This window comes from Pseudomonas sp. ZS1P83 (assembly GCF_054897825.1).
Window position 1 is genome coordinate 5,882,615 of sequence record NZ_CM142706.1, and the last position, 22,591, is coordinate 5,905,205.

Consider the following 22,591-nt stretch of genomic DNA (forward strand, 5'->3'; position numbering starts at 1 on the left):
GTTCAACCTCGACTCCATAGGAATAGAAAGCATGTTGAAAAAGACCCTCGCTGCTCTGGCCATCGGTTCGGCCCTGCTGTCCGCCAACGTAATGGCGGCTGACTACGTCGTCGACAAAGAAGGCCAACATGCCTTCGTTGACTTCAAGATCAGCCACTTGGGCTACAGCTTCATCACCGGTACCTTCAAGGACATCGACGGCAAGTTCAGCTTCGACGCTGCCAAGCCAGAAGACAGCAAGATCGAGTTCAATGTCAAAACCGCCAGCGTGTTCACCAACCACGCTGAACGTGACAAGCACATCGCCAGCGGTGACTTCCTGGACGTGAGCAAATTCGCGGACGCCAAGTTCGTCTCCACCAGCGTCAAATCCACCGGCAAAAACGCCGCTGGCAAAGACACTGCCGACGTAACCGGCGACCTGACCCTGTTGGGCGTGACCAAGCCAATCGTGGTCAAAGCCACTTTCCTGGGTGAAGGCAAGGATCCATGGGGCGGCTACCGTGCCGGCTTCGAAGGCACCACCAGCATCAAGCGCTCTGATTTCGGCAAGCAGAAAGACCTGGGCCCACAGTCAGACGCGGTAGAGTTGTATGTTTCGTTTGAAGGTGTCAAAGCGAAGTAATTTTCGCCGCTAAAACAAAAATGCCCCTGATCTCGCGATCAGGGGCATTTTTTATGGCGGCGTTAAATTAGCGATTGCGGGTCAGCAAGGCTGGTTTCTCACCGCGAGGACGGCCTGGCAGTTGATCCAGTTGCTCAGGAGTCGGGAACCGATCGGTTTTCGACTCCTTGTGAATGATCTTCGGTGCCGGACCGCGCGGGTTTTGCACGGCCGGTTCCGAACGTGGCTGATCGTCGGTGCGAGCCGGGCGGCGGTCGCGGGTCTCGTCGCGACGGGCCTGGCCGTCACGTGGAGCACCGTTGCGTGGGCCGCTGCGCTTGGCCGGCGGCGTGCCGGTGGTGGCACCATCGCTGCTGCGCGGGCCGCTTTGACGACCCTGTGGCTTGCCGGTAGGGCGCGGAGCACCTGCGCCGGCGCCTGCGGTCGAGCCTTGTGCCGGAGCACCCGGACGGCGAACACGGCCTTGAGCGGGTTTGGCCTGCGGCACGTAGTCGGCGCGGTTACCGAAGTTATCGACATCGTCGTCCAGGAACTCGTCCGGTGCACGATCAGCGGCGGCGCGAGGTGCCGGGCGCTGTTGCTCGCGAGCCGGGGTGCCTTCGCGTGGCTTGTGTTCACGCGCCGGGCGATCTCCACGGCCAGTGGCTGCAGGTTTTTCCTTGCCGCCCTTGTCCTTGCCTTTGTCTTTACGGCCGCCGCCACCGCCAGTGCCGTTCGGACCATCGCCGCGCGGGCCACGTGGGTTGCGCGGGTTACGCACATCCGGACGCTCGCGAACTTCTGGTTTCTCGGCTTCTACAGCGCTGGAATCGAAGCCCATCAGATTGCCGTCGGCAATTTTCTGCCTGGTCATGCGCTCGATGCTTTTCAGCAGCTTTTCTTCGTCCGGAGCCACCAGCGAGATCGCCTCGCCCGAACGACCGGCACGGCCAGTACGGCCGATACGGTGCACGTAGTCTTCGTCGACGTTCGGCAGTTCGAAGTTGACCACGTGTGGCAACTGATCGATGTCGAGGCCGCGAGCGGCGATGTCGGTCGCTACCAGGATGCGCACTTCACCAGCCTTGAAGTCGGCCAGGGCTTTGGTGCGAGCGTTCTGGCTCTTGTTACCGTGGATTGCGACGGCGCTGAGGCCGTGTTTGTCCAGGTACTCGGCCAGGCGGTTGGCGCCGTGCTTGGTACGGGTGAAAACCAGAACCTGTTCCCAGGCGCCAGCGGTAATCAGGTGCGCCAACAGCGAACGCTTGTGGCTGGCAGCCAGGCGGAAGACGCGCTGTTCGATGCGCTCGACCGTGGTGTTCGGCGGCGTGACTTCGATGCGTTCCGGGTTGTGCAGCAGCTTGCCGGCGAGGTCGGTGATGTCTTTGGAGAAGGTCGCCGAGAACAGCAGGTTCTGGCGTTTGCTCGGCAGACGGGCAAGGACCTTTTTCACGTCATGGACAAAGCCCATGTCGAGCATGCGGTCGGCTTCGTCCAGCACGAGGATTTCTACGTGGGACAGGTCGACGCTGCCTTGCCCGGCAAGGTCGAGCAGGCGGCCAGGGCAGGCCACCAGCACGTCAACACCACGGGACATGGCCTGAACCTGTGGGTTCATGCCGACGCCGCCGAAGATGCAGGCGCTGACGAACTTCAGGTCACGGGCATAAACCTTGAAGCTTTCGTGAACTTGAGCGGCGAGTTCGCGAGTAGGGGTCAGGACCAGTACTCGCGGTTGGCGCGGGCCGTGACGCTGGGATTTGTCCGGGTGACCGTTGGGGAACAACCGCTCCAGAATCGGAAGGGCGAAGCCGCCGGTTTTACCAGTACCTGTCTGAGCCGCGACCATCAGGTCGCGACCTTGCAACACGGCGGGAATGGCCCGCTGTTGCACCGGAGTAGGCTCGGTATAGCCCGCTGCCTCGATGGCGCGGACTAAAGCCTCGGAGAGACCGAGGGAAGCAAAGGACATGAGTAATCCTGTTTTAGTTAGGGCTTGGCCCAATGGGAGTCTTGCCTGGCGCGAATGGCGTTTAAGAAGAACGCAATCCCGTCCGGTCCTGCTGGGCCTCGAAGGCTCATCTGGAGTGCTCGCGCGGGCTGAAAAGCTGCGCTGTAGCGGTGTCGAGATGCCTTGAACAAGTCCGAGCGTCCGGGCGTGAGCCTGGCGGGAAGGCCGGAGTATAACAGAGCAATCACTGCGCGCCGCTTTCCTGCTGCTCAACGGTTTTTCCGCTGGCGGCGGTGGCTCTGGTGGTTTTCACCTCGGCTGCCGGTTCGGCACCATAACGGGCGCTCAGTTCTGCGTACGCAGGCTCGCGCTTGAAGCGTTTGAGCTCGGCGCCAAAGCGCTGCACCAGCAAATCCATACCCGCGTTGCGACGCACCGCCAGGAACTGGCTCTGGTGGCTGATGACGGTCGGGTTCTCGGTAATCTTGTCGCGGATGCCCAATTCGTCAAGCAGGTGTTGACCCACCCGGCGGTCGGTGATCAGCAGGTCGATCCGCCCGCGCACCAGTTTACCGAAGTTGGCTTCATGGGTCGGCGCCGGTTCACGGGTGAACAGCGTCGATTCGCGAAAGTCCGGGCTGTACAGATAGCCCGGTGAGGTGCCAATGGTCAGGCCTTTCAGATCGTCCAGAGTGTGAAACGGATGCGGGCGCTCATTGGCGTAAAACATCACGAATTCGACTTCCGAGAGCGGTTCGGTCGGGTAGAGCAGGGCAGCGTCGCGTTCGGCGCTGTGAAAAATATCCAGCGCGCCATCCGCCTGGCCTGTTTCGAGCATCGACAGACAGCGTTTCCACGGCAGGAACTGCCACTCGACCTCGATCTCCAGGCGCTTGAAGACAATCGCAGTGGTTTCGTAGTCCAGTCCCAGGGATTTGCCGTCCTCCTCATACACGTAAGGCGCCCACGGCTCGGTGACAATGCGCAGCTTCTCGCCCCGAGCGGCGAAGCTCAGGCAAGTAAAAAGAAACACGGTCAGTAACTGCGTGATCAAAGGCATGGCTTGAGATTACGACGAGAAACCGGAAAGAGCCAGAACGGGATTCAGAAGCTCTGCTTCGGGTGTAAAAAGCAAAAAATCGCAGGCTTCGGCAGCGCCCACAGGCGCGTAGGAGCTGCCGAAGGCTGCGATCTTTTGATCTTGCCTTTGCTTTTTGTTTTTGCTTGTTTCTTAACGCGGCAACTTCAGATTGTTCCACACCGCCAGGCTCGGTTCGGCCTGGTTCAGCGTGTAGAAGTGCAACCCTGGAGCGCCACCCTGGAGCAGGCGTTCGCACATCTCGGTGATGACTTGCTCACCAAAGCCTTGAATGCTCTGGGTGTCGTCGCCGTAGGCTTCCAGCTGCTTGCGGATCCAGCGCGGGATTTCCGCACCGCAAGCATCGGAGAAGCGCGCCAGCTTGCTGTAGTTGGTGATCGGCATGATCCCCGGAACGATCGGGATGTTCACGCCCATCGCCCGTACACGCTCGACGAAGTAGAAGTAGCTGTCGGCGTTGAAGAAGTACTGGGTGATCGCACTGTCGGCGCCAGCGTTGACCTTGCGCACGAAGTTGGTCAGATCGTCTTCGAAATTGCGCGCTTGCGGATGCATTTCCGGGTAAGCGGCGACTTCGATGTGGAAATGATCGCCGGTTTCTTCACGAATGAATTCAACCAGGTCATTGGCGTGGCGCATTTCGCCACTGGCCATGCCCATGCCTGAAGGGAGGTCACCGCGCAGAGCAACGATACGCTTGATGCCGGCAGCCTTGTATTGAGCCAGCAGGCCGCGCAGGTCGTCCTTGCTGTCGCCAACGCAGGACAAATGCGGTGCAGCAGCGACTTTGACTTCGCTTTCGAGCTGCAACACGGTGTTGAGCGTGCGATCACGCGTCGAACCGCCAGCGCCATAGGTGCAGGAGAAGAAATCGGGGTTGTACGTGGCCAGCTGACGGGCAGTGGCGAGCAGTTTTTCATGCCCAGCATCGGTCTTCGTAGGGAAGAACTCAAAGCTGTAGCGACGGTCTTGGGACATGGTCATATCCTTGGAAGCACGTAAGCCTTGCAGTTGCCACGCTTACTGTAGGAGCGAAGCTTGCTCGCGAAAGCAACGACGCGGTGCTTCAGGAACAGCGCGGTGATGCGTTCGCGAGCAAGCTTCGCTCCTACAGTGGAGCGTGGATTCTGCACAAGTCCGCTCCCATGGGAAGCGGACAGCAGGTCAAATCAGTAGCGGTAAGCGTGTGGCTTGAACGGACCTTCGACGGTCACGCCGATGTAGTCGGCCTGAGTCTTGGTCAGTTGAGTCACGACGCCGCCGAAACCGCGGACCATTTCCAGGGCCACTTCTTCGTCGAGTTTCTTCGGCAGTACTTCAACGGTCAGACGCTCGGCTTTCTGGGCTGGCGACAGGTCGGCGTACTTCTGGCCGAACAGGAAGATTTGCGCCAGAACCTGGTTGGCGAACGAACCGTCCATGATGCGGCTTGGGTGGCCAGTGGCGTTACCCAGGTTAACCAGACGGCCTTCGGCCAGCAGGATCAGGTAGTCGTCGTTCTGAGCGTCAAATGCGCCGGGACCGGTACGGTGAATCTTGTGAACCTGTGGCTTCACTTCTTCCCATGCCCAGTTCTTGCGCATGAAAGCAGTGTCGATTTCGTTGTCGAAGTGGCCGATGTTGCAGACAACAGCGCGCTTCTTCAGAGCTTTGAGCATGTTCGCGTCGCAAACATTGACGTTGCCGGTGGTGGTCACGATCAGGTCGATCTTGCCCAGCAGCGCTTTGTCGATGCTTGCTTCAGTACCGTTGTTGATACCGTCGATGAACGGCGAAACCAGCTCATAACCGTCCATGCAGGCTTGCATGGCGCAGATCGGGTCGACTTCGGAAACTTTAACGATCATGCCTTCCTGACGCAGGGACTGGGCCGAACCCTTGCCCACATCACCGTAACCGATGACCAGCGCTTGCTTGCCGGACAACAAGTGGTCGGTGCCGCGCTTGATGGCGTCGTTCAGGCTGTGACGGCAGCCGTATTTGTTGTCGTTCTTGCTCTTGGTCACCGAGTCGTTGACGTTGATGGCCGGGATTTTCAGCTCGCCCTTGGCCAGCATGTCCAGCAGGCGGTGAACGCCCGTGGTGGTCTCTTCGGTGACGCCGTGGACGCGGTCCAGGATCGCCGGGTATTTCTTGTGCAGCAGCTCGGTCAGGTCGCCGCCGTCGTCGAGGATCATGTTGGCATCCCAAGGCGCGCCATCTTTGAGGATGGTTTGCTCAAGGCACCACTCGTACTCTTGTTCGGTTTCGCCTTTCCAGGCGTAAACCGCGATGCCGGCAGCAGCGATAGCAGCAGCGGCCTGGTCTTGAGTCGAGAAAATGTTGCAGGACGACCAACGCACTTCGGCACCCAGGGCAACCAGGGTTTCGATCAGCACGGCAGTCTGAATGGTCATGTGGATGCAGCCGAGGATCTTGGCGCCTTTGAGCGGCAGCTCACCGGCGTACTTGCGGCGCAGACCCATCAGGGCCGGCATTTCGGATTCGGCGATGATGGTTTCGCGACGACCCCAGGCAGCCAGGGACATGTCGGCCACTTTGTAATCGGTAAAATCTGCAGGCGTGATAACAGCGCTCATGATGAGCCTCCATTCGTAATGTATGCGAATGGGCGCCGTTGTGCGTTTAGTGTCTGACCGATAACGGTCAAGCAACGCCCCATCCGAGCCTGACAGGTCGAACCTGCTGCAGCGCCCCTCGGACAGGTGGCGGGAAAACGGTATCAACCGAAGATGACCGTTTTGAAACGGTGGCGATTATAGCCGTGTGAGCGATACTTCCAAAGCGTTTCTGTTGGTCAATGTCTGAACGGTAATCGAGACCATAGTTGATGCTTGATAGAGCTTAAAGTAGTGCTCTGCCATGATGCCCACCATCATTCGGCAAGACGCTCAGGAGTGAACATGAATTTCCACACCCGCAAATGGGTAAAACCCGAAGACCTCAACCCCAACGGCACGCTGTTCGGCGGCAGCCTGTTGCGCTGGCTCGACGAAGAAGCGGCGATCTACGCCATCGTCCAGTTGGGCAATCAGCGTGTGGTGACCAAGTACATTTCAGAGATCAACTTCGTCAGCGCCTCGCGCCAGGGCGACATCATCGAACTGGGCATCACCGCCACCGAGTTCGGTCGCACCTCAATCACCCTCAAGTGCGAAGTGCGTAACAAGATCACCCGCAAAAGCATCCTGACGGTGGAGAAGATTGTCTTCGTCAATTTGGGTGAAGACGGCTTGCCTGCACCGCACGGCCGGACGGAGATCAAGTACGTCCAAGACCAGTTCAAGGATGATGGCATTCACGAATAACGCGCACTGATCGTTCCCACGCTCTGCGTGGGAATGCAGCCCGGGACGCTCCGCGTCCCAAGATCGGACGCAGAGTGTCCATTGAGGCATTCCCACGCAGAGCGTGGGAACGATCTGCTGAGGGTCAGTGAACAGCTCCGAACCGCGCGTGTCGTACCTACATGACACCCCACTGGTTCCGGAGCTATATGGACGCGCAAAAAGACGGCAAGACCCCGAACCTCTCGCCTGAAGAGCAGCACGACGTCGACAAGAGCCAGCCGCCACGGGCGGCGGTGCTACACGAAATCATCCGCACCCAGGGCGATCAGGAGCTTGAGCGCAGCGTCGCCGCCTTGTGGTGGTCGGCGCTGGCCGCCGGCCTGACCATGGGCCTGTCGCTGATGGCCATGGGGCTGCTCAACTCCCGTCTGCCGGACGGCGAAGGCTTCAAGGTGATCGCCAGTTTTGGTTACTGCGCGGGGTTTCTTGCGGTCATTCTCGCCCGTCAGCAATTGTTCACCGAGAACACGTTGACGGCGGTGCTGCCCATCATGACCAAGCCCACACTGAACAATTTCGGTCGGTTGCTACGCCTGTGGTTGGTGGTGCTGGTGGGCAACCTTTGCGGCACGTTGCTGGTGGCGTATGTGATGCTGAATCTGCCGATTTTCGACAGCAAGACCGATCTCGCTTTCCTCGATATCGGGCGCAAGATCATGGAGAACAGTGCCAGCCAGATGTTCGCCAAAGGCATTGTGTCGGGCTGGATGATCGCGACCATGGTCTGGATGATCCCCTCCATGGAGAGCGCCAAGATGTGGATCATCATCCTCATCACGTACCTCATGGCGCTGGGGGATTTCACCCACATCGTGGTCGGTTCCGCCGAGGTCTCGTACTTGGTGTTTGCCGGCGAGTTGCCGTGGAAGGATTTCTGGCTGGTGTTCGCCGGGCCGACGCTGGCGGGGAACATCATCGGCGGCAGCTTCATCTTCGCGCTGATCAGCCATGCGCAGATTCGCAGCGAGAGCGGGCCGCCCCGATCCGGCACGCCCCACGCAGTACACTCTGACAGCACGGATGAATAGTTTCAGGCCTTGAACGGCGGGCTGGCCGACGCTTGGGCGGGTTCGCTTTCAGGTGCCTTGAGCTGGCCCTCCCACCGCGCGATGACCAGCGGCGCCAGCGCATTACCCAGCACATTGAGCGCTGTGACCGGCATGTCCATCAGGCGGTAGACGCCGGCGATGATCGCCACGCCCTCCACCGGCAATCCGGCTGCTGTCAGGGTGGCGGTCAGGATGATAAACATAAAGCCTGGCACCCCTGCCGCACCCTTTGACGTCAGGACCATGATCAGCACCAGCATCGCCTGATCGGCCAGGCTCAGGTCGATGCCATAAGCCTGAGCAATGAACAGCGTACCCAGCGCAGCGAAGAGTGATGCGCCATCCAGGTTGAATGAGTATCCCAATGGAATGACCATGCTGGTGATCGAGCGCGGAGCGCCATAACGCTCCATTTTCTCGATCAGTTGCGGCATCACCGTGGCCGAAGCGGCGCTGCTGTAGGCCATAAGCAGTTCACTGCGGATTTCCCGCACAAGGTGGAAGAAGCCGATGCCCGCCATGCGCGCCACCGCTCCCAGCACACACAGAGCAAACAGCAGCACAGCCACGTAGGTAATGCCGATCAGTTTGGCCAGCGGCAACAGGGCGCTGAGGCCGAAGCTGGCAACGGTGACCCCGATCAGACCGAAGATCCCGATCGGCGAATAGTGCATGACCAGATGTGTGACCTTGAACATGGTGTCGGAGATCCCCTGCATGACGGCGACCAGAGGCGCCTTCTGCTGCGCGGGGAGCATCGACAGGGCGCAGCCGAACAGGATGGCGAAAAACAGCACTGAGAGCAGTTTGCCTTGTGACATGGCCAGTACGATATTGTCCGGCACGATGTTGACCAGGGTTCGGCCAAGGTTCTGCGTTTCGCCACCGGAGGCCAGACCGGTCACCGGCGATTGCAGGGTGCTGCTGAAGTCCGCGCCGGCGCCGGGCTGGAACACATTGCCGACGATCAACCCGAATACAATGGCAATGCTGGTGATCGTGAAGAAATAAACGAACGTCTTGATCCCCACCCGCCCCAGTGCCTTTGTACTGCTTGCCCCGGCAATGCCTACCGTCATGCACGCGAAGACCAGTGGCACCACGATCATCTTCATCAACTTGATGAACAAGTCACCCGCCGGTTGCAGCAGGTTGTCGATGAACCAGATTTTATGTTCGGGAAACTGGTTGAGAAGGATGCCGACGATCACCCCGGCTGCAAGCCCGATCATGATGCGAGCGACCAGGCTGGCTGATTTTTTTGCGGTCATGGTGTGCCCCTTTTTTGTTGTGTTTGTTGGGGTGAATCAATGTGCGAACAGGCCGGTGGAATCCCTGAAGCCCTTGACTTCGATCGGGTTGCCGCTGGGGTCAAGGAAGAACATCGTGCGCTGCTCGCCGGGTTCGCCGGCAAAGCGGATCACTGGCGGAATTTCGAATTGCGTGCCTCGGCGACCGAGACGTTCGGCCAGCTCCAGCCATTCCTCCAGCGGCAACACCACGCCAATGTGTGGCATCAACACCTTGTGCTCGCCGACGTGGCCGGTTCGAGTGGTGGCAAAGGGTTTGCCCAGGTGCAGTGAGAGCTGATTGCCAAAAAAATCGAAATCGACCCACGTCTGCGTGCTGCGGCCTTCTGTGCAGCCCAACACATCTCGATAAAAAATCCGCGCCTGTTCCAGGTCGCAAACATGGTATGCAGCGTGAAAGGGTCTGTTCATGTGATGTCTCCGAGTGAAGGAGCACTCAAGGTAAATAGGCCGTGTGACGGGGTAAAACGGCTTTGTCTTGCTCTGAGCAAAAGGAAAACTTATGGACGTCCGATTCCTTAAAAGCCTGGTCGCGGTGGTGGAGACCGGTTCAATAGCGGCGGCCGCGCGGCGGGAAAACCGCACTGCGGCGGCAATCAGTCAGCGTATCCAGGCACTCGAGCGAACGCTGGGTTGCACGTTGCTGCTACGTACGGCGCATGCGGCGCGTCCGTCGGATCAGTGCCTGCTGCTGATGCCGAAAATCCGGGCAATTGTTCAGCAGGCGCAGGAGCTGCAGAACGATCTCAATCACGACGGGCTTGCCGGTGAAGTGAAGATCGGCGCTATATCGACGGCGTTGACCGGGGTCTTACCGAAGTTGATCGAACGCATGGCGTTATCGGCGCCAGAGTTAAAGCTGAAGATCACACCGGGCGACTCAAGAAGCCTTTACGAGAAAGTGCTGACGGGTGAGCTGGACGCGGCAATTCTGGTCAGGCCGCCGTTTCAACCGCCAAAAGCTCTGGCGTTGATAGTGCTAAAGCATGAGCCGCTGATTCTTATTGCCCCGGCCACGCATGCCGGGCAGCGGCTTGAAGCGCTGGTGCGCGAGCGTCCGTTCATTCGTTATGACGCCCGGTCATGGGGTGGGCAGATTGCCCAGCGCTACCTTGATGAGCAGGCGATCGAGCCGAATGTCTTGTGCGAGCTGGATGCGCTGGAGACCATCGTCATGCTGGTCGCCCAGGGAATGGGGGTATCGCTGGTGCCTCAGTGGGCAGGGATGGCGCTGGAAGGGCTATGCGTTTCGGCGGTGGGTGGTGGGCAGCGCTATTCGCGGGAACTGGTCGTGATGCATGGCTCGACACCGCACCGCCCGCTGGCGATGCGGCATCTGCTCGGGCTGCTGTGCAGCCAGTAGCGGAACCTCAAGGCTGGCTTGTCACGCCTCGTACCACCCGGCCGATGGTCAAACCCTGCACCAGAATCGACGAGAGCACCACGATATAAGTGATGCTTAGCAGCAAGTCTCGCTCGGAACCGAGCGGCAGGGCCAGCGCCAAGGCTACCGATACGCCGCCGCGCAAACCGCCCCAGGTCAACACACGGATCGTGCCGCGCGGCACTGTGCGCCAACGACGTAGCAAGACAATCGCCGGAGCCACGGTAAGCAGTCGCGAAAGCAGAATCGCCACTGCCAGCAAACTCGCCGCCAGCACGTGCACCAGTTGAACGGCAGCAGCAACAACTCCATGCCGATCAGGGCGAACAGGACCACCCGACCCATCAGCCAGGCACATTGACCACACCCGCCCCACGACGTTGCAGATAGATGTAGAAAACCGCCGTCAGTACGGTCAAACCACTGACCAGCGCGCCAGTCCACGGCAAGTCCGCCAAGTCGGCGCCACTGGCGACAACCAGCCCACCTATCCACGCACCGGCGGCGTTGCCGAGGTTGAACGCGCTCTGGTTTAACGTTGAACCCAAATTCGGCGCTTCATGGGCCTGATCGATGATCAAAAGTTGCAAAATCGGGCACAGGGCAAATGCAAAGATCCCCCACAGCACCAGTGTAATCGCCGCTGGAATCACCGAGTGACTGGTCTGGCTGAATGCCGCCAACACGACGACTACGGCCAGCGCCATGCCCACCAGCGAAGGCAGCAAGCGACTGTCTGCCAGGCGGCCGCCAAGCATGCTGCCCGCCGTCAGGCCTACGCCAAACAACAACAACATGATGGTCACGCCATGCGGGCTGACGCCGGTGATGTCTTGCAGGATGGGGGCAATGTAAGTGAAGACGCTGAACAGGCTGGTTGACGCCAGCACGCTCATGCCCAACGCCAGCAACACATTCACTTTGCCCAGCACTTTGAACTCGCTGGCCAGGTTGGCCTTGTCCATGGCGATGTCCTTCGGTAACCAGACCCACTGCGCGATCGCGGCAATCACGCCGATCACCGACACCGCCCAGAACGTCGACCGCCAGCCAGCGTATTGTCCGAGTGCGGTGCCCAATGGCACGCCCAGCACGTTGGCCAACGTCAAGCCGGTGAACATCAGCGCAATCGCCTGGGCGCGTTTGTTCGGTGCCACCAAACTGGCGGCGACCACCGACCCGATGCCGAAGAAAGCACCATGGCACAGGGCCGTAATCACCCGCGCGGCCATCAGCGTGGCGTAGTTCGGTGCCAGGGCGCAGAGGATGTTGCCGAGGATGAACATCAGCGTCATGCCCAGTAACGTGGCTTTGCGTGGCATGTTGGCGGTGCCGACCGCGAGGATCGGCGCACCGAACACCACGCCCAGTGCGTAGCCGGTGATCAGCAGGCCAGCGTGGGGAATGCTCACGGCGAGATCGCGGGCGACATCGGGCAGCAAGCCCATGATGACGAATTCAGTGGTGCCGATGCCGAATGCGGCAACAGCGAGGGCAAGCAAGGCGAGTGGCATGCGCAAGGTCTCTGTCGGTAGTCTTGACGCTCTGATCAGGCATACGCATGCCGACGCCCGTTCTCGATGAGAGCAGGCGGAAGCAGAAATTATTGGAATTAGTCTGTGCGCAACTGAGTGCGGCGTGGTCGCTTGCAGTATAAACAGCTGCAGACATATGGCGAATCAATTATCTGACCCGCTCCCTGTAGGAGTACGGCTTTCCGGCGATGGCGATCTCAAGTACGCCTTCGCCGGCAAGACGCGCTCCTACAAGGGCGGGTTGGGCAACAAAAAGGAGTGTGCCGTGCTTGCAACAGCACTGGTGTTAGTAGCGGCGCTGTTGCACGCGGCGTGGAATACCCTGATCAAATTCAGTGCGGAACGGTTGTTGGTGGTGGCCTGCATGGACAGCGTGGCGATGTTGTTTGTCGCGGTGATGCTGCCGTTCGTGAACGTGCCGCCCATGGAAATATGGCCGTGGATTCTGGCGTCGGCGGCGTTCGAGTTGCTCTATCGCTATCTGCTGATTCAGGCGTACCGGGTCGGCGACCTCGGGTTGGTCTACCCGCTGATGCGTGGCTTGTCGCCGCTGGTGGTGCTGGCACTGACGCTGATTTTTGCCGGGGAAGTGCTGACGAATCAGCAGATCTTCGGGATTCTGCTGATCCCGTTAGGCATGCTTTGCCTGCTCTGGCAGGGCGGGGGCGGTGCGCGTTTACCGTGGTCGATGCTGCCGGTGGTGGCGTTGATCGGTCTGTGCATCGGCTGCTACACCTTCATCGACGGCCAGGCGTTGCGACGCTGGTCGCATCCGCTGGATTATCTGGTGTGGGTCACGTTGCTCAGCGCCTGGCCGTTCCCGTTACTGGCTCTGGTGCGCAAGCGACCGGCCTTCATGTTGTTCTGGCGTGAGCAGTGGCGACTGGGGCTGGCGGTCGGGTTTTGTGTGTTGTTCAGCTACGCTCTGGTGCTGTGGGCCATGCAGCTGGGCTCGATTGCCGAAGCAGCGGCATTGCGCGAGATCAGCGTGATTCTGGTGGTGCTGTTCGGCATGCGTTACCTGAAAGAACCTTTCGGCAGGCCTCGGCTCTTAGCCTGTGGGCTGGTGCTGATCGGCATGCTGGTGATGAAGTTTTGACCGCCCCTTGATGGAACTCGACTCTCTAAAACTTGAAGAAAGGACTGCTTTATGACGGTTGCTCTGTGGTGCATTTTGATCGCGATTTTCCTGCCCTATATTTGCACGGGCATCGCCAGGGTCAGTGGCGGGTTCAGGCCGAAAGACAACCATGACCCCCGTGATTTTCTCGAGTCACTGAATGGTTTTGGCCGACGCGCGTATGCGGCGCACCTGAACAGTTTTGAAGTGACTCCGGCGTTCGCGGCGGCGGTGATCGTCGCTCACCTGGCCGGCAATGCCGAACTGGTGACGATCAATGTGCTGTCGGTGTTGTTCATCACCAGCCGGCTGCTGTACATCATTTGCTACTTGGCGGACTGGGCGATTTTGCGGTCGCTGATGTGGTTGGTGGGGATGGGGTTGATCGTCAGTTTCTTTGTGGTTTCTGTTTAAGAGCAAGCTCAAAAGATCGCCGGCGAAGCCAGCGATCTTTTGACTTTAAAGCTTGTCGGTCACCTGAGGCACTTGAGGCAGTGCCGCGCCTTTAGGCCAGAGCATCCAGATCTGCCCCTGCTGTTTCATGTCGCCGGCCAATTGCCCGGCCGCATCGCCCGTGCCCCAGAACAGGTCCGCACGGACTTCGCCGGCAATTGCGCCGCCGGTGTCTTGAGCGGCTACCGGGCGTACCAGTGCGGTACCGTCGGGTTTAGTAGTTGATAACCACAACAGACTGCCCAGCGGAATCACTTTGCGATCCACCGCCGCGCTATAGCCCGCGGTCAGCGGTACGTTCAGCGAGCCGCGAGGCCCTTCGTTGCTGTCCGGGTTACGGGTGAAGAACACGTAGCTGGGGTTGCTGGCCAACAGTTCCGGAATGCGCGTCGGGTTGGCCTTGGCCCAATTGCTGATGGCGCCCATGGTCACCTCTTCTTTTTTCAGCTCGCCCTGATCGACCAGCCAGCGGCCGATGGGTCGATAGGGGTGACCGTTCTGGTCGGCATACGCAATGCGCAGTTGACGGCCGTCGTCGAGTTGAATGCGGCCCGAGCCCTGAATTTGCAGAAATTGAAGATTCATCGGGTCGGTCAGCCAGGCAACAACCGGTGCCTTGACCCCTTTGGTTTCAATCGTTGCCGCATCGTCGTAAGGCTTGAGCACGCGACCTTCGAGTCGTCCACGCAGGCGTTTGCCTTTGAGTTCCGGGTAAATGCTGTCCAGGGAGACGATGATCATGTCCTCGGGTACGCCGTACACCGGGATGTGAGCCGCTTCGGTCTGGGTCAGACTGCCGGGGTAGACCGGCTCGTAGTAACCGGTGATCAAGCCGTTGGGATTGTCATTGGCGGCGCGCAGGCCGTAGACGTCGAGGTTCTGCTTGAGGAAGCCACGAATGTCGTTGGCGGTTTGCGGTACGTTGTCGGCAGCCGCACATGTCGAGCCCCAGACCGGGTCGGCTTTGAGTCGGGTGCAGGCGCTGCGCCACGAGCCGAAGCCGGCGATCAGGTCGTTGTCGGACACCGTCGGAAGTGCTTCCCACGTGGCGCTGGAGTAGGTGGCCAGGGCGTGGGTTTTTGGTTTGTTGTTGTCGCCACCGGTGCAGCCCGCAAGCACGGCCACCATCGGAAGGGTCCAAGCGAGGTTGTGACGCCATGCCTTGAAACGGCTGTTCATGGAGTAATTCCTTTGCCGGTTGCCTGAGTGCTCCATGCGCTCAAACAACCCGTATTGATAATAGGGCTATTGGTCTTTGCCGATGACGCGAGGATACTGGCCGCCGTTTCCCGTGACCTGAGGCCACCATGACTCTTAAAAGACTTTCTGTTGTATTGCTGGCCTGCCTGACGCTGTCCGCCTGCGGTGGTGTCGACCCCAACTCGCCGCTGGGTCAGCGCAAGGCAATCTTCAAGCAAATGCTCAAGACCGGCGAAGACCTGGGCGGCATGTTGCGTGGTCGCATTCCATTTGACGGTCCGAAATTCGCTGATGGCGCCGTGAAACTCGACGCGTTGTCTCATGAGCCCTGGAAACATTTTCCGCAGGTGCGCGAAGAAGATCACACCAGCGCCAAAGACAATGTGTGGCAGCAGCAGGAACGCTTCAAGGAAATGGTCCGCACCCTTGAAGCCGCCACCGGTGAATTGGTGATTGCCAGCAAGGTTCAGCCTTACAAGGCCAGTAACCTGGTCCCGGCAGTGCAGAAAGTCGAAGATGCCTGCAGTGCGTGCCATAAAGAGTTTCGGGATCATTGATCTCAGATCAGAGGTGGACGCGGAGCGTCCATGGTTGCATTCCCACGCAGAGCGTGGGAACGATCACTTATCCAACTCATCGAGTGCGTCCTGCAATTCCTTGCGGGACTCGGCGAGTTTGTCTTTGCGCTTGTTGATCTTCTCGGCGTCGCCTTTCTTCATTGCCTTGTCGAGATCAGCCTGACGCTTGCTGACTTCGTGTTTGGCGTCGAGCACTTTGTTCTCCCGTTCTTTCTTCAGCGACGCGTCGGTGCAATGAGCAGTGACTTCGCTCAGGGCAGTTTCAAGGCCTGCCTGCTGATCAGCATTGCCGTGAGACTTGGCCAGTTCAATCTGGTTGATGATGCCCTGCTTCTTCGCGGCGCAGCCGGTCAGCCCCGGAGCTTCTTCAGCGGCCATCAGTGGAGTGGCCATCACGCTGCAAAGGGTCAACAGGGCGAGCGGTGAAAGAAGTTTCATAAAAGCTCCATGTGAAAAGGCAATCGGGTCTATGTGGCGATGGGGTGTTTGAGCCCGGCGGCGCCTTTGGGTTCCGGTGGTGGGCATCGCTAGTCGTTAAAAACCATCAATCCCGGCAACACGTAATGTTTCACTCAAGGCCAGGACCTGCGGGTCGCGGAAAAATGCGCTCAATTGCGCTGCGCGTCCCGAGCCGATGCCAGGTTCTGCCTGCCATTGTTCGATGCTTCGTTGTGCCAGTTCCTGCCATGAATTGGCGAGGCGTGCCTGGCCGGTCGGTGGCAAACCCAAGGCCTTGAGCCAGCGAGCGAATGGGCGTTGCCGGGCACTGTTGAAGCTGTTCACAAGACGAGCACTGCTGCGTTCGCCGAAGCCGTCAATGTTAGCAAGCTCTTGAGCATCGAGGGTTAACCAATCCAGCAGGCTGTTCAGGCGGCCTGTTTCGAAAAGTTTCTCCCAAGTGCCAGGGCCAACATGTGGCAAAGCCAGTCCCTGCTTGCTGCTGAGCCAGTTCAATCGGGCGAGGAATTGGCTTTCGCATCCCGGTGTTGGCTGCCAGCAACTCAAATGATGAAAGTCCTCTGCCAGCGGTACGCTCAATTCAGCGCGTTCGGTACTGCGCAGCATGACACCGTCGAGCCTTGGAATGGTCAGGCCTGCCAGGCTGATGGCGACCTGGTCTCCAGGCCGGATATCCAGCGTTTCCCAGCGTTGCAGTGAGCTCACACTGACTCGCTTGATCTGCCGGTCATCAAGCATTACCGGTGTCAGTTCCAGGACCGGCGTGATCCGTCCGGTGCGTCCAATGTTGAAGTGGACCTTGCGCACCTCCGCCAGCGCCTGAGCAAAAGGGTATTTCCAGGCGACGCTCCAATAAGGCGGTTTGGCCTGCCAGCGCTCGGCGGGCGGACGCTGACCCTGGCGCAGGACAATGCCATCACTGGTGAAGGGCAGGGGCGTGCGATACCAGTGATCTCGCCAGCGTTCGGCGTCGGCGAATACCTTGATCGAGTGACTGTAAAGTGCGGAGCTCGGGAAACCCAACTCATCCAGGGCCGCGACGCGGGCGGGCAAACTGGCCGGGCCTTGGGGCCAGTCCCAGACAAACAGACCGATCCCGGCGGCTTGCTCAGTGCTCAATTTTTTACGGGCCATCAAACCGGCCACGGTAGCGCGTGCATTGAGGCTGCCGGCCTGGGACTGTACGTGATCGGTCAGGCGCCAATAGAGTTCACCTTGCAGCAGCAGGTCCCGCGGTTGTGGCAATAGTTGGGGGATGGCGGCGATCTGGCGCGCCGAAGCCGTCCAGTCCTGGCCATTTATCCCGTCACCGCGACTGATTGCCTGAGTCAGCAGGCCTTTGCGGTAGATCAGCGTCACCGCCACGCCGTCGACTTTTGGCTGAATCCAGACATCGCTCCGACCTTTTAGCCAGGCTTCGACGGCGCGACCATCGTGGAGTTTTTCCAGACCGGTGTGGGCGATGGGGTGAGCAATCGTGCCGCCCGCGGTGCGTAACGGTTCCGCGGATTGGCCCAGGGCAAAACAGGTGCGCCATTCGGTCAGTCGCACACGGGACTGATCGTAGAGTTCGTCGGCGACCAATGAGCGGCCTTCCCGGTGATAGCTGTCATCCCAGAGGTCGATTTGTTTTTGCAGTGACGTGACTTCGTCCAGTGCGCGTGTCGGTGGCCAGTCGGGGCACTCGGCAGCGTGGGTGGTCAGGCAGAAAGTTGTCAGTAGAAAACCGAAAAACACGCGCAGGTTGAGCAGCATCGTGAGCGTCCTTGCTCAAGTGGAATGCTTGAAGGCTAGGACGGATTTTCAGGATGAGAAGGCCTGCTGTTTTTCAGCGTGTGTCGGCATCCGGACAGCGGACAATAAAAAGCCCCGCACGGCGAACCGTGCGGGGCTTTTGGTATCGCCAAGGAAGTATTACAGGCCGGCAGCAGCGCGCAAGGAATCCGCGCGGTCGGTCTTTTCCCAGGTGAAGGTGGTGAAAGTGTCTTCGCCCACAGTCTTGGTGGCCGGGGTGCGACCGAAGTGGCCATACGCAGCGGTTTCCTGGTACATCGGGTGCAGCAGGTCGAGCATGGTGGTGATTGCGTATGGACGCAGGTCGAACACTTCGCGAACCAGTTTGACGATTTTGTCGTCGCTGATTTTGCCGGTGCCGAAGGTGTTCAACGAGATCGAAGTCGGCTGAGCAACACCGATCGCGTAGGAAACCTGGATCTCGCAACGCTCGGCCAGACCGGCCGCCACGATGTTTTTGGCCACGTAACGACCCGCGTAGGCGGCCGAACGGTCAACCTTCGATGGATCTTTACCGGAGAATGCGCCGCCGCCGTGACGGGCCATGCCGCCGTAGCTGTCGACGATGATCTTGCGACCGGTCAGACCGCAGTCGCCCACCGGGCCGCCGATGATGAACTGGCCGGTCGGGTTGATGTGGAACTGGGTGTCTTTGCTCAGCAGTTCGGCAGGCAGTACGTGCTTGACGATCAGCTCCATCACGCCTTCGCGCAGGTCTTTGTACGACACGTCAGGGTTGTGTTGGGTCGACAGTACAACGGCGTCGATACCGACAACCTTGCCGCCTTCGTAACGGCAAGTCACTTGCGACTTGGCGTCCGGGCGCAGCCAAGGCAGCAGGCCGGATTTACGGGCTTCGGCCTGACGCTGAACCAACTGGTGCGAGAAGGTGATCGGCGCTGGCATCAGCACATCGGTTTCGTTGCTGGCATAACCGAACATCAGGCCCTGGTCGCCAGCGCCTTGATCTTCAGGCTTGGCACGGTCAACGCCTTGGTTGATGTCAGGAGACTGCTTGCCGATGATGTTCATCACGCCGCAAGTGGCACCGTCGAAGCCGACATCGGAGCTGTTGTAGCCGATGTCCAGAATGACGTTACGCACGATCTCTTCCAGATCGACCCAGGCCGACGTGGTGACTTCACCCGCGATGATTGCCACGCCGGTTTTTACCAGCGTCTCGACCGCTACACGGGCGAATTTGTCTTCAGCAATGATGGCGTCCAGCACCGCATCGGAAATCTGGTCGGCGATTTTGTCCGGATGCCCTTCGGACACGGACTCGGAGGTGAAGAGGGAGTATTCGCTCATCTCGATTTTTTCCTGAATTTACCGATGGTGAGTGTCGCCAGCCGGTCGCTGAAAATGGCGGACCTGGATCTGGAAACCATTACGTAAGCCTACATAGAGGCTTTCCCCGGGAACGAGTCCCGCAGCGGTGGCCCAACGGGCCAAATCGTCCTGTTCAAACCCCAACCAGAGATCACCGCAGGCCTCCCTGGCCCAACTCTGGTTGTGGCTACATAACTCTGTCACGAGCAGGCTACCGCCTGGTTGCAGCAAGTCGGCCATGCGCTTGAGCGCTTCGGCCGGCGCGGCGAAATGGTGCAGCACCATGTTCAGTACAACGCAGTCAGCCTTGAGGTTTACACCGTTCAATGCATCGGCCAATTGCAGGCTGACGTTAGCCAGCCTTTCACGTTCGCAAACCTGGCTCGCCAGTTCGAGCATCGCCGGGCTGTTGTCCAGCGCCGTGACCTGGGTGAAGCGGCGCGCCAGTTCCGGCAGAAACTCACCGTCTCCAGGGCCGACTTCGATGGCCGTGGCGCCTTCACTGAAACTCAGCTTGTCGAGCAATGCCACCACGCTTTCGCGGTATTGCGGCAGGCCGGCGATCAAGTCTTGCTGGGCGCGAAACTTCTCCGCGACCCGTGAGAAAAAGTCCTGGCTGGCCGCCGCTCGTTGCCCATGGACCTGACCGATCCGCGACTGCACCTCGGCAGGCAGGGTCAGGTTGTCCACTTCGTCCAGTAGCGCAGCGTGCAGCTTGCCACCCAGCAGGTCGGTGTGGGGCAGGGCGCGACGGTAGAAAATCGCGTTGCCTTCACGGCGAGTCGCCACCAGGTCGGCCTGGGACAATACCTTGAGGTGGTGACTCATGCCGGACTGACCGATGCCGAAGATCTGCGCCAGTTCCAGCACGCCGAACGAATCGTTGGCCAGCGCGCGCAATACATTCAGACGAAGAGGATCGCCGCCGGCCTTGCACAGGGCCGCCAGCTCATCGCAATCGTCAGGTCGAATGGAAGGTGCGCGTAAATTCATAAGGCCAGCAGTCTAGTGACGGTCAGAAATCACCGCAAGAGCAATATCAAAAAGTTTTGATATTGCTCGATAGATGGCACTTCTCGGGGAAAGGGTCACTCTACAAATCGTCAGCGGAAAGGTTTCACCAGGCGAATGCGACTTTATCCACCGGAAAAACGCCTTCAGATGACTATCTGTCATTGCCCCGAGGCGGCCCGGTGAGGGAAAATGCTCGCCTTTTTTCCGTTTCGTTTTATTCACTCTCGATTCAGAACCCGCAGGAGAACAGCGATGCCCAGCCGTCGTGAGCGTGCCAACGCCATTCGTGCCCTCAGCATGGATGCCGTGCAAAAAGCCAACAGCGGCCATCCCGGTGCCCCTATGGGTATGGCGGATATCGCCGAAGTACTTTGGCGTGACTACCTGAAGCACAACCCGAGCAATCCATCGTTCGCCGACCGTGACCGCTTCGTGCTGTCCAACGGTCACGGCTCGATGTTGATCTACTCGCTGCTGCACCTGACCGGCTACGATCTGTCGATCGATGACCTGAAGAATTTCCGCCAGCTGCACAGCCGCACCCCGGGCCACCCGGAACTCGGCTACACCCCGGGCGTTGAAACTACCACCGGTCCACTGGGCCAAGGCCTGGCCAACGCCGTTGGTTTTGCCCTGGCAGAAAAAGTACTGGCGGCGCAGTTCAACCGTCCGGGCCACAACGTCGTCGACCACCACACCTACGTGTTCCTGGGTGATGGCTGCATGATGGAAGGCATTTCCCACGAAGTCGGCTCCCTGGCCGGTACTTTGGGCCTGGGCAAACTGATCGCCTTCTATGATGACAACGGCATCTCCATCGACGGCGAAGTCGAAGGCTGGTTCACCGATGACACACCTAAGCGTTTCGAAGCCTACAACTGGCAGGTCATCCGCAACGTCGACGGTCACGACCCTGAAGAAATCAAGATCGCGATAGAAACCGCGCGCAAAAGCGAGCTGCCGACGCTGATCTGCTGCAAGACCACCATCGGTTTCGGTTCGCCGAACAAGCAAGGCAAGGAAGACTGCCACGGCGCTCCACTGGGTGACGCGGAAATCGCCTTGACCCGAAAGGCACTGAACTGGAACTACGGTCCGTTCGAAATCCCGGCCAACATCTACGCCGAGTGGGACGCGAAGGAAACCGGTCGCGCGGCCGAAGCCGAGTGGGATCAGCGTTTCGCTGCCTACTCTGCAGCCTTCCCTGAGCTGGCCAACGAGTTGGTTCGTCGTCTGAGCGGCGACCTGCCGGAAGACTTCGCCGAAAAAGCCTCTGCTTATATTGCTGAAGTCGCCGCCAAGGGCGAAACCATCGCCAGCCGTAAAGCCAGCCAGAACGCATTGAATGCCTACGGCCCGCTGCTGCCTGAACTGCTGGGCGGCTCTGCTGACCTGGCCGGTTCCAACCTGACCCTGTGGAAAGGTTGTAAAGGTGTTTCGGCTGAAGACGCCAGCGGCAACTATATGTACTACGGCGTTCGCGAATTCGGCATGAGCGCGATCATGAACGGCGTGTCTCTGCACGGCGGTCTGGTGCCTTACGGCGCGACTTTCCTGATGTTCATGGAATACGCCCGCAACGCAGTGCGCATGGCCTCGCTGATGAAGAAGCGTGTCGTTTTCGTCTACACCCACGACTCCATCGGTCTGGGCGAAGACGGCCCGACTCACCAGCCGATCGAGCAACTGACCAGCTTGCGCAGCACACCGAACCTCGACACCTGGCGCCCAGCCGATGCCGTTGAATCGGCTGTGTGCTGGAAACTGGCGCTGGAACGCAAGGACGGCCCTTCGGCGCTGATCTTCTCGCGTCAGAACCTGCAGCACCAAACCCGCAATGCGATTCAGATCGAAGAGATCGCGCGTGGCGGTTACGTGTTGAAGGACTGCGAAGGCGAGCCTGAGCTGATCCTGATCTCCACCGGTTCCGAAGTGGGTCTGGCTGTTCAGGCCTACGACAAGCTGACCGAACAAGGTCGCAAGGTGCGTGTGGTTTCGATGCCTTGCACCAGCGTGTTCGATGCTCAGGACGCCGGTTACAAGCAAGCAGTTCTGCCATTGCAGGTCAGCGCCCGTATCGCCATCGAAGCCGCCCACGCGGACTACTGGTACAAGTACGTGGGCCTGGAAGGCCGCGTCATCGGCATGACCACCTACGGCGAGTCGGCGCCTGCGCCAGCCTTGTTCGAAGAGTTCGGCTTCACCCTGGAAAACATCCTGGGTCAGGCTGAAGAGCTGCTGGAAGACTGATCCAGACGTTGTTTTGTCTGGACCGCCGTCTTCGCGAGCAAGTCGGATCGCCGCACCGCTCGCTCCTACAAGGGGTTGCGTTGTTTTGCGGGATTGGGATAACCCCAAT

The 22,591-nt window shown here is 59.5% G+C and carries 20 protein-coding genes, 1 pseudogene and 1 riboswitch; of the genes and pseudogenes, 8 read left to right on the forward strand and 13 right to left on the reverse strand.

Annotated elements, in window-relative coordinates:
- Positions 1 to 31 precede the first annotated feature (31 nt).
- Complete coding sequence (locus tag ACYZT0_RS27615) at positions 32 to 625, forward strand: YceI family protein (protein WP_462043854.1); 594 nt, start codon at positions 32 to 34, stop codon at positions 623 to 625.
- Between the two features lie 67 nt (positions 626 to 692).
- On the opposite strand, the gene ACYZT0_RS27620 is transcribed toward ACYZT0_RS27615, so the two are convergent.
- The 4 genes from ACYZT0_RS27620 to ACYZT0_RS27635 all read right to left on the reverse strand — a co-directional run bounded on the left by ACYZT0_RS27620 (position 693) and on the right by ACYZT0_RS27635 (position 6,233).
- Positions 693 to 2,576, reverse strand: a complete 1,884-nt coding sequence (locus tag ACYZT0_RS27620; protein ID WP_462043855.1) for a DEAD/DEAH box helicase — start codon at positions 2,574 to 2,576, stop codon at positions 693 to 695.
- Positions 2,577 to 2,799: 223 nt separating this feature from the next.
- Positions 2,800 to 3,615, reverse strand: a complete 816-nt coding sequence (locus ACYZT0_RS27625; RefSeq protein WP_462043856.1) for a substrate-binding periplasmic protein — start codon at positions 3,613 to 3,615, stop codon at positions 2,800 to 2,802.
- A gap of 171 nt (positions 3,616 to 3,786) precedes the next feature.
- Positions 3,787 to 4,632 carry a methylenetetrahydrofolate reductase [NAD(P)H] gene (gene metF, locus ACYZT0_RS27630; protein ID WP_462043857.1) on the reverse strand — a complete coding sequence of 282 codons (846 nt, stop codon included), beginning with the start codon at positions 4,630 to 4,632 and terminating at the stop codon, positions 3,787 to 3,789.
- A 191-nt stretch (positions 4,633 to 4,823) separates the two neighbouring features.
- Positions 4,824 to 6,233 carry an adenosylhomocysteinase gene (locus tag ACYZT0_RS27635; protein WP_461966856.1) on the reverse strand — a complete coding sequence of 470 codons (1,410 nt, stop codon included), beginning with the start codon at positions 6,231 to 6,233 and terminating at the stop codon, positions 4,824 to 4,826.
- A 23-nt stretch (positions 6,234 to 6,256) separates the two neighbouring features.
- A riboswitch (S-adenosyl-L-homocysteine riboswitch) is annotated at positions 6,257 to 6,359 on the reverse strand.
- A 198-nt stretch (positions 6,360 to 6,557) separates the two neighbouring features.
- On the opposite strand from ACYZT0_RS27635, the gene ACYZT0_RS27640 reads away from it, so the two are divergent.
- Together ACYZT0_RS27640 and ACYZT0_RS27645 are read left to right on the forward strand one after the other, a co-directional pair.
- Entirely contained in the window at positions 6,558 to 6,962 is a 405-nt protein-coding gene (locus tag ACYZT0_RS27640; protein WP_461975067.1) for an acyl-CoA thioesterase, read from the forward strand.
- 188 nt (positions 6,963 to 7,150) lie between these two features.
- Positions 7,151 to 8,032, forward strand: coding sequence for a formate/nitrite transporter family protein (locus tag ACYZT0_RS27645; RefSeq protein WP_462043858.1), 882 nt, complete (start codon positions 7,151 to 7,153; stop codon positions 8,030 to 8,032).
- A gap of 2 nt (positions 8,033 to 8,034) precedes the next feature.
- On the opposite strand, the gene ACYZT0_RS27650 is transcribed toward ACYZT0_RS27645, so the two are convergent.
- Both ACYZT0_RS27650 and ACYZT0_RS27655 read right to left on the reverse strand, forming a co-directional pair.
- Positions 8,035 to 9,324, reverse strand: coding sequence for a cation:dicarboxylate symporter family transporter (locus tag ACYZT0_RS27650; protein WP_462043859.1), 1,290 nt, complete (start codon positions 9,322 to 9,324; stop codon positions 8,035 to 8,037).
- 36 nt (positions 9,325 to 9,360) lie between these two features.
- The gene (locus tag ACYZT0_RS27655) at positions 9,361 to 9,774 is read right to left on the reverse strand and encodes a VOC family protein (RefSeq protein ID WP_462043860.1); all 414 of its coding nucleotides are present in this window, start codon (positions 9,772 to 9,774) and stop codon (positions 9,361 to 9,363) included.
- 91 nt (positions 9,775 to 9,865) lie between these two features.
- Here ACYZT0_RS27655 and ACYZT0_RS27660 point away from each other — a divergent pair, with 91 nt between their 5' ends.
- Complete coding sequence (locus tag ACYZT0_RS27660; protein ID WP_462043861.1) at positions 9,866 to 10,726, forward strand: LysR family transcriptional regulator; 861 nt, start codon at positions 9,866 to 9,868, stop codon at positions 10,724 to 10,726.
- A gap of 7 nt (positions 10,727 to 10,733) precedes the next feature.
- On the opposite strand, the pseudogene ACYZT0_RS27665 reads toward ACYZT0_RS27660, so the two are convergent.
- Positions 10,734 to 11,092, reverse strand: a pseudogene (locus ACYZT0_RS27665) (cation:proton antiporter domain-containing protein); the annotation flags it as partial.
- On the reverse strand, positions 11,092 to 12,261 hold the full coding sequence (locus ACYZT0_RS27670; RefSeq protein ID WP_462043862.1) for an MFS transporter: 1,170 nt from the start codon (positions 12,259 to 12,261) through the stop codon (positions 11,092 to 11,094). The gene ACYZT0_RS27670 and the pseudogene ACYZT0_RS27665, both read right to left, overlap by 1 nt.
- A 286-nt stretch (positions 12,262 to 12,547) precedes the next feature.
- Here ACYZT0_RS27670 and ACYZT0_RS27675 point away from each other — a divergent pair, with 286 nt between their 5' ends.
- Both ACYZT0_RS27675 and ACYZT0_RS27680 read left to right on the forward strand, forming a co-directional pair.
- Positions 12,548 to 13,381, forward strand: coding sequence for an EamA family transporter (locus ACYZT0_RS27675; RefSeq protein ID WP_462043863.1), 834 nt, complete (start codon positions 12,548 to 12,550; stop codon positions 13,379 to 13,381).
- 51 nt (positions 13,382 to 13,432) lie between these two features.
- The gene (locus ACYZT0_RS27680) at positions 13,433 to 13,816 is read left to right on the forward strand and encodes an MAPEG family protein (RefSeq protein ID WP_129440417.1); all 384 of its coding nucleotides are present in this window, start codon (positions 13,433 to 13,435) and stop codon (positions 13,814 to 13,816) included.
- Positions 13,817 to 13,861: 45 nt separating this feature from the next.
- Here the strand turns inward: ACYZT0_RS27680 and mltA are convergent, their stop codons facing one another.
- Complete coding sequence (mltA, locus tag ACYZT0_RS27685; RefSeq protein WP_462043864.1) at positions 13,862 to 15,034, reverse strand: murein transglycosylase A; 1,173 nt, start codon at positions 15,032 to 15,034, stop codon at positions 13,862 to 13,864.
- 128 nt (positions 15,035 to 15,162) lie between these two features.
- Here mltA and ACYZT0_RS27690 point away from each other — a divergent pair, with 128 nt between their 5' ends.
- Positions 15,163 to 15,612 carry a c-type cytochrome gene (locus ACYZT0_RS27690; protein ID WP_462043865.1) on the forward strand — a complete coding sequence of 150 codons (450 nt, stop codon included), beginning with the start codon at positions 15,163 to 15,165 and terminating at the stop codon, positions 15,610 to 15,612.
- A 63-nt stretch (positions 15,613 to 15,675) separates the two neighbouring features.
- Here ACYZT0_RS27690 and ACYZT0_RS27695 read toward each other — a convergent pair whose 3' ends face one another.
- The 4 genes from ACYZT0_RS27695 to ACYZT0_RS27710 form a co-directional block, all read right to left on the reverse strand.
- Positions 15,676 to 16,071 (reverse strand): DUF1090 domain-containing protein, encoded by a 396-nt coding sequence (locus ACYZT0_RS27695; RefSeq protein ID WP_282380644.1) that lies wholly within the window; start codon positions 16,069 to 16,071, stop codon positions 15,676 to 15,678.
- A 96-nt stretch (positions 16,072 to 16,167) separates the two neighbouring features.
- On the reverse strand, positions 16,168 to 17,847 hold the full coding sequence (ligB, locus tag ACYZT0_RS27700; RefSeq protein WP_462043866.1) for an NAD-dependent DNA ligase LigB: 1,680 nt from the start codon (positions 17,845 to 17,847) through the stop codon (positions 16,168 to 16,170).
- A gap of 159 nt (positions 17,848 to 18,006) precedes the next feature.
- Complete coding sequence (gene metK / locus ACYZT0_RS27705; protein WP_046045269.1) at positions 18,007 to 19,197, reverse strand: methionine adenosyltransferase; 1,191 nt, start codon at positions 19,195 to 19,197, stop codon at positions 18,007 to 18,009.
- Between the two features lie 18 nt (positions 19,198 to 19,215).
- Positions 19,216 to 20,211: an ArsR/SmtB family transcription factor gene (locus tag ACYZT0_RS27710; protein WP_462043868.1), complete on the reverse strand. Its 996-nt coding sequence runs from the start codon at positions 20,209 to 20,211 to the stop codon at positions 19,216 to 19,218.
- Between the two features lie 273 nt (positions 20,212 to 20,484).
- Here ACYZT0_RS27710 and tkt point away from each other — a divergent pair, with 273 nt between their 5' ends.
- The gene (gene tkt, locus ACYZT0_RS27715; protein WP_462043869.1) at positions 20,485 to 22,482 is read left to right on the forward strand and encodes a transketolase; all 1,998 of its coding nucleotides are present in this window, start codon (positions 20,485 to 20,487) and stop codon (positions 22,480 to 22,482) included.
- Positions 22,483 to 22,591 lie beyond the last annotated feature (109 nt).

What these genes read in the sequence shown, in the direction of transcription:
- ACYZT0_RS27615 (WP_462043854.1), top strand. Translation starts at nt 32, where the DNA reads ATGTTGAAAAAGACCCTCGCTGCTCTGGCCATCGGTTCGGCCCTGCTG.
- ACYZT0_RS27620 (WP_462043855.1), bottom strand. Translation starts at nt 2,576, where the DNA reads ATGTCCTTTGCTTCCCTCGGTCTCTCCGAGGCTTTAGTCCGCGCCATC.
- ACYZT0_RS27625 (WP_462043856.1), bottom strand. Translation starts at nt 3,615, where the DNA reads ATGCCTTTGATCACGCAGTTACTGACCGTGTTTCTTTTTACTTGCCTG.
- metF (WP_462043857.1), bottom strand. Translation starts at nt 4,632, where the DNA reads ATGTCCCAAGACCGTCGCTACAGCTTTGAGTTCTTCCCTACGAAGACC.
- ACYZT0_RS27635 (WP_461966856.1), bottom strand. Translation starts at nt 6,233, where the DNA reads ATGAGCGCTGTTATCACGCCTGCAGATTTTACCGATTACAAAGTGGCC.
- ACYZT0_RS27640 (WP_461975067.1), top strand. Translation starts at nt 6,558, where the DNA reads ATGAATTTCCACACCCGCAAATGGGTAAAACCCGAAGACCTCAACCCC.
- ACYZT0_RS27645 (WP_462043858.1), top strand. Translation starts at nt 7,151, where the DNA reads ATGGACGCGCAAAAAGACGGCAAGACCCCGAACCTCTCGCCTGAAGAG.
- ACYZT0_RS27650 (WP_462043859.1), bottom strand. Translation starts at nt 9,324, where the DNA reads ATGACCGCAAAAAAATCAGCCAGCCTGGTCGCTCGCATCATGATCGGG.
- ACYZT0_RS27655 (WP_462043860.1), bottom strand. Translation starts at nt 9,774, where the DNA reads ATGAACAGACCCTTTCACGCTGCATACCATGTTTGCGACCTGGAACAG.
- ACYZT0_RS27660 (WP_462043861.1), top strand. Translation starts at nt 9,866, where the DNA reads ATGGACGTCCGATTCCTTAAAAGCCTGGTCGCGGTGGTGGAGACCGGT.
- ACYZT0_RS27670 (WP_462043862.1), bottom strand. Translation starts at nt 12,261, where the DNA reads ATGCCACTCGCCTTGCTTGCCCTCGCTGTTGCCGCATTCGGCATCGGC.
- ACYZT0_RS27680 (WP_129440417.1), top strand. Translation starts at nt 13,433, where the DNA reads ATGACGGTTGCTCTGTGGTGCATTTTGATCGCGATTTTCCTGCCCTAT.
- mltA (WP_462043864.1), bottom strand. Translation starts at nt 15,034, where the DNA reads ATGAACAGCCGTTTCAAGGCATGGCGTCACAACCTCGCTTGGACCCTT.
- ACYZT0_RS27690 (WP_462043865.1), top strand. Translation starts at nt 15,163, where the DNA reads ATGACTCTTAAAAGACTTTCTGTTGTATTGCTGGCCTGCCTGACGCTG.
- ACYZT0_RS27695 (WP_282380644.1), bottom strand. Translation starts at nt 16,071, where the DNA reads ATGAAACTTCTTTCACCGCTCGCCCTGTTGACCCTTTGCAGCGTGATG.
- ligB (WP_462043866.1), bottom strand. Translation starts at nt 17,847, where the DNA reads ATGCTGCTCAACCTGCGCGTGTTTTTCGGTTTTCTACTGACAACTTTC.
- metK (WP_046045269.1), bottom strand. Translation starts at nt 19,197, where the DNA reads ATGAGCGAATACTCCCTCTTCACCTCCGAGTCCGTGTCCGAAGGGCAT.
- ACYZT0_RS27710 (WP_462043868.1), bottom strand. Translation starts at nt 20,211, where the DNA reads ATGAATTTACGCGCACCTTCCATTCGACCTGACGATTGCGATGAGCTG.
- tkt (WP_462043869.1), top strand. Translation starts at nt 20,485, where the DNA reads ATGCCCAGCCGTCGTGAGCGTGCCAACGCCATTCGTGCCCTCAGCATG.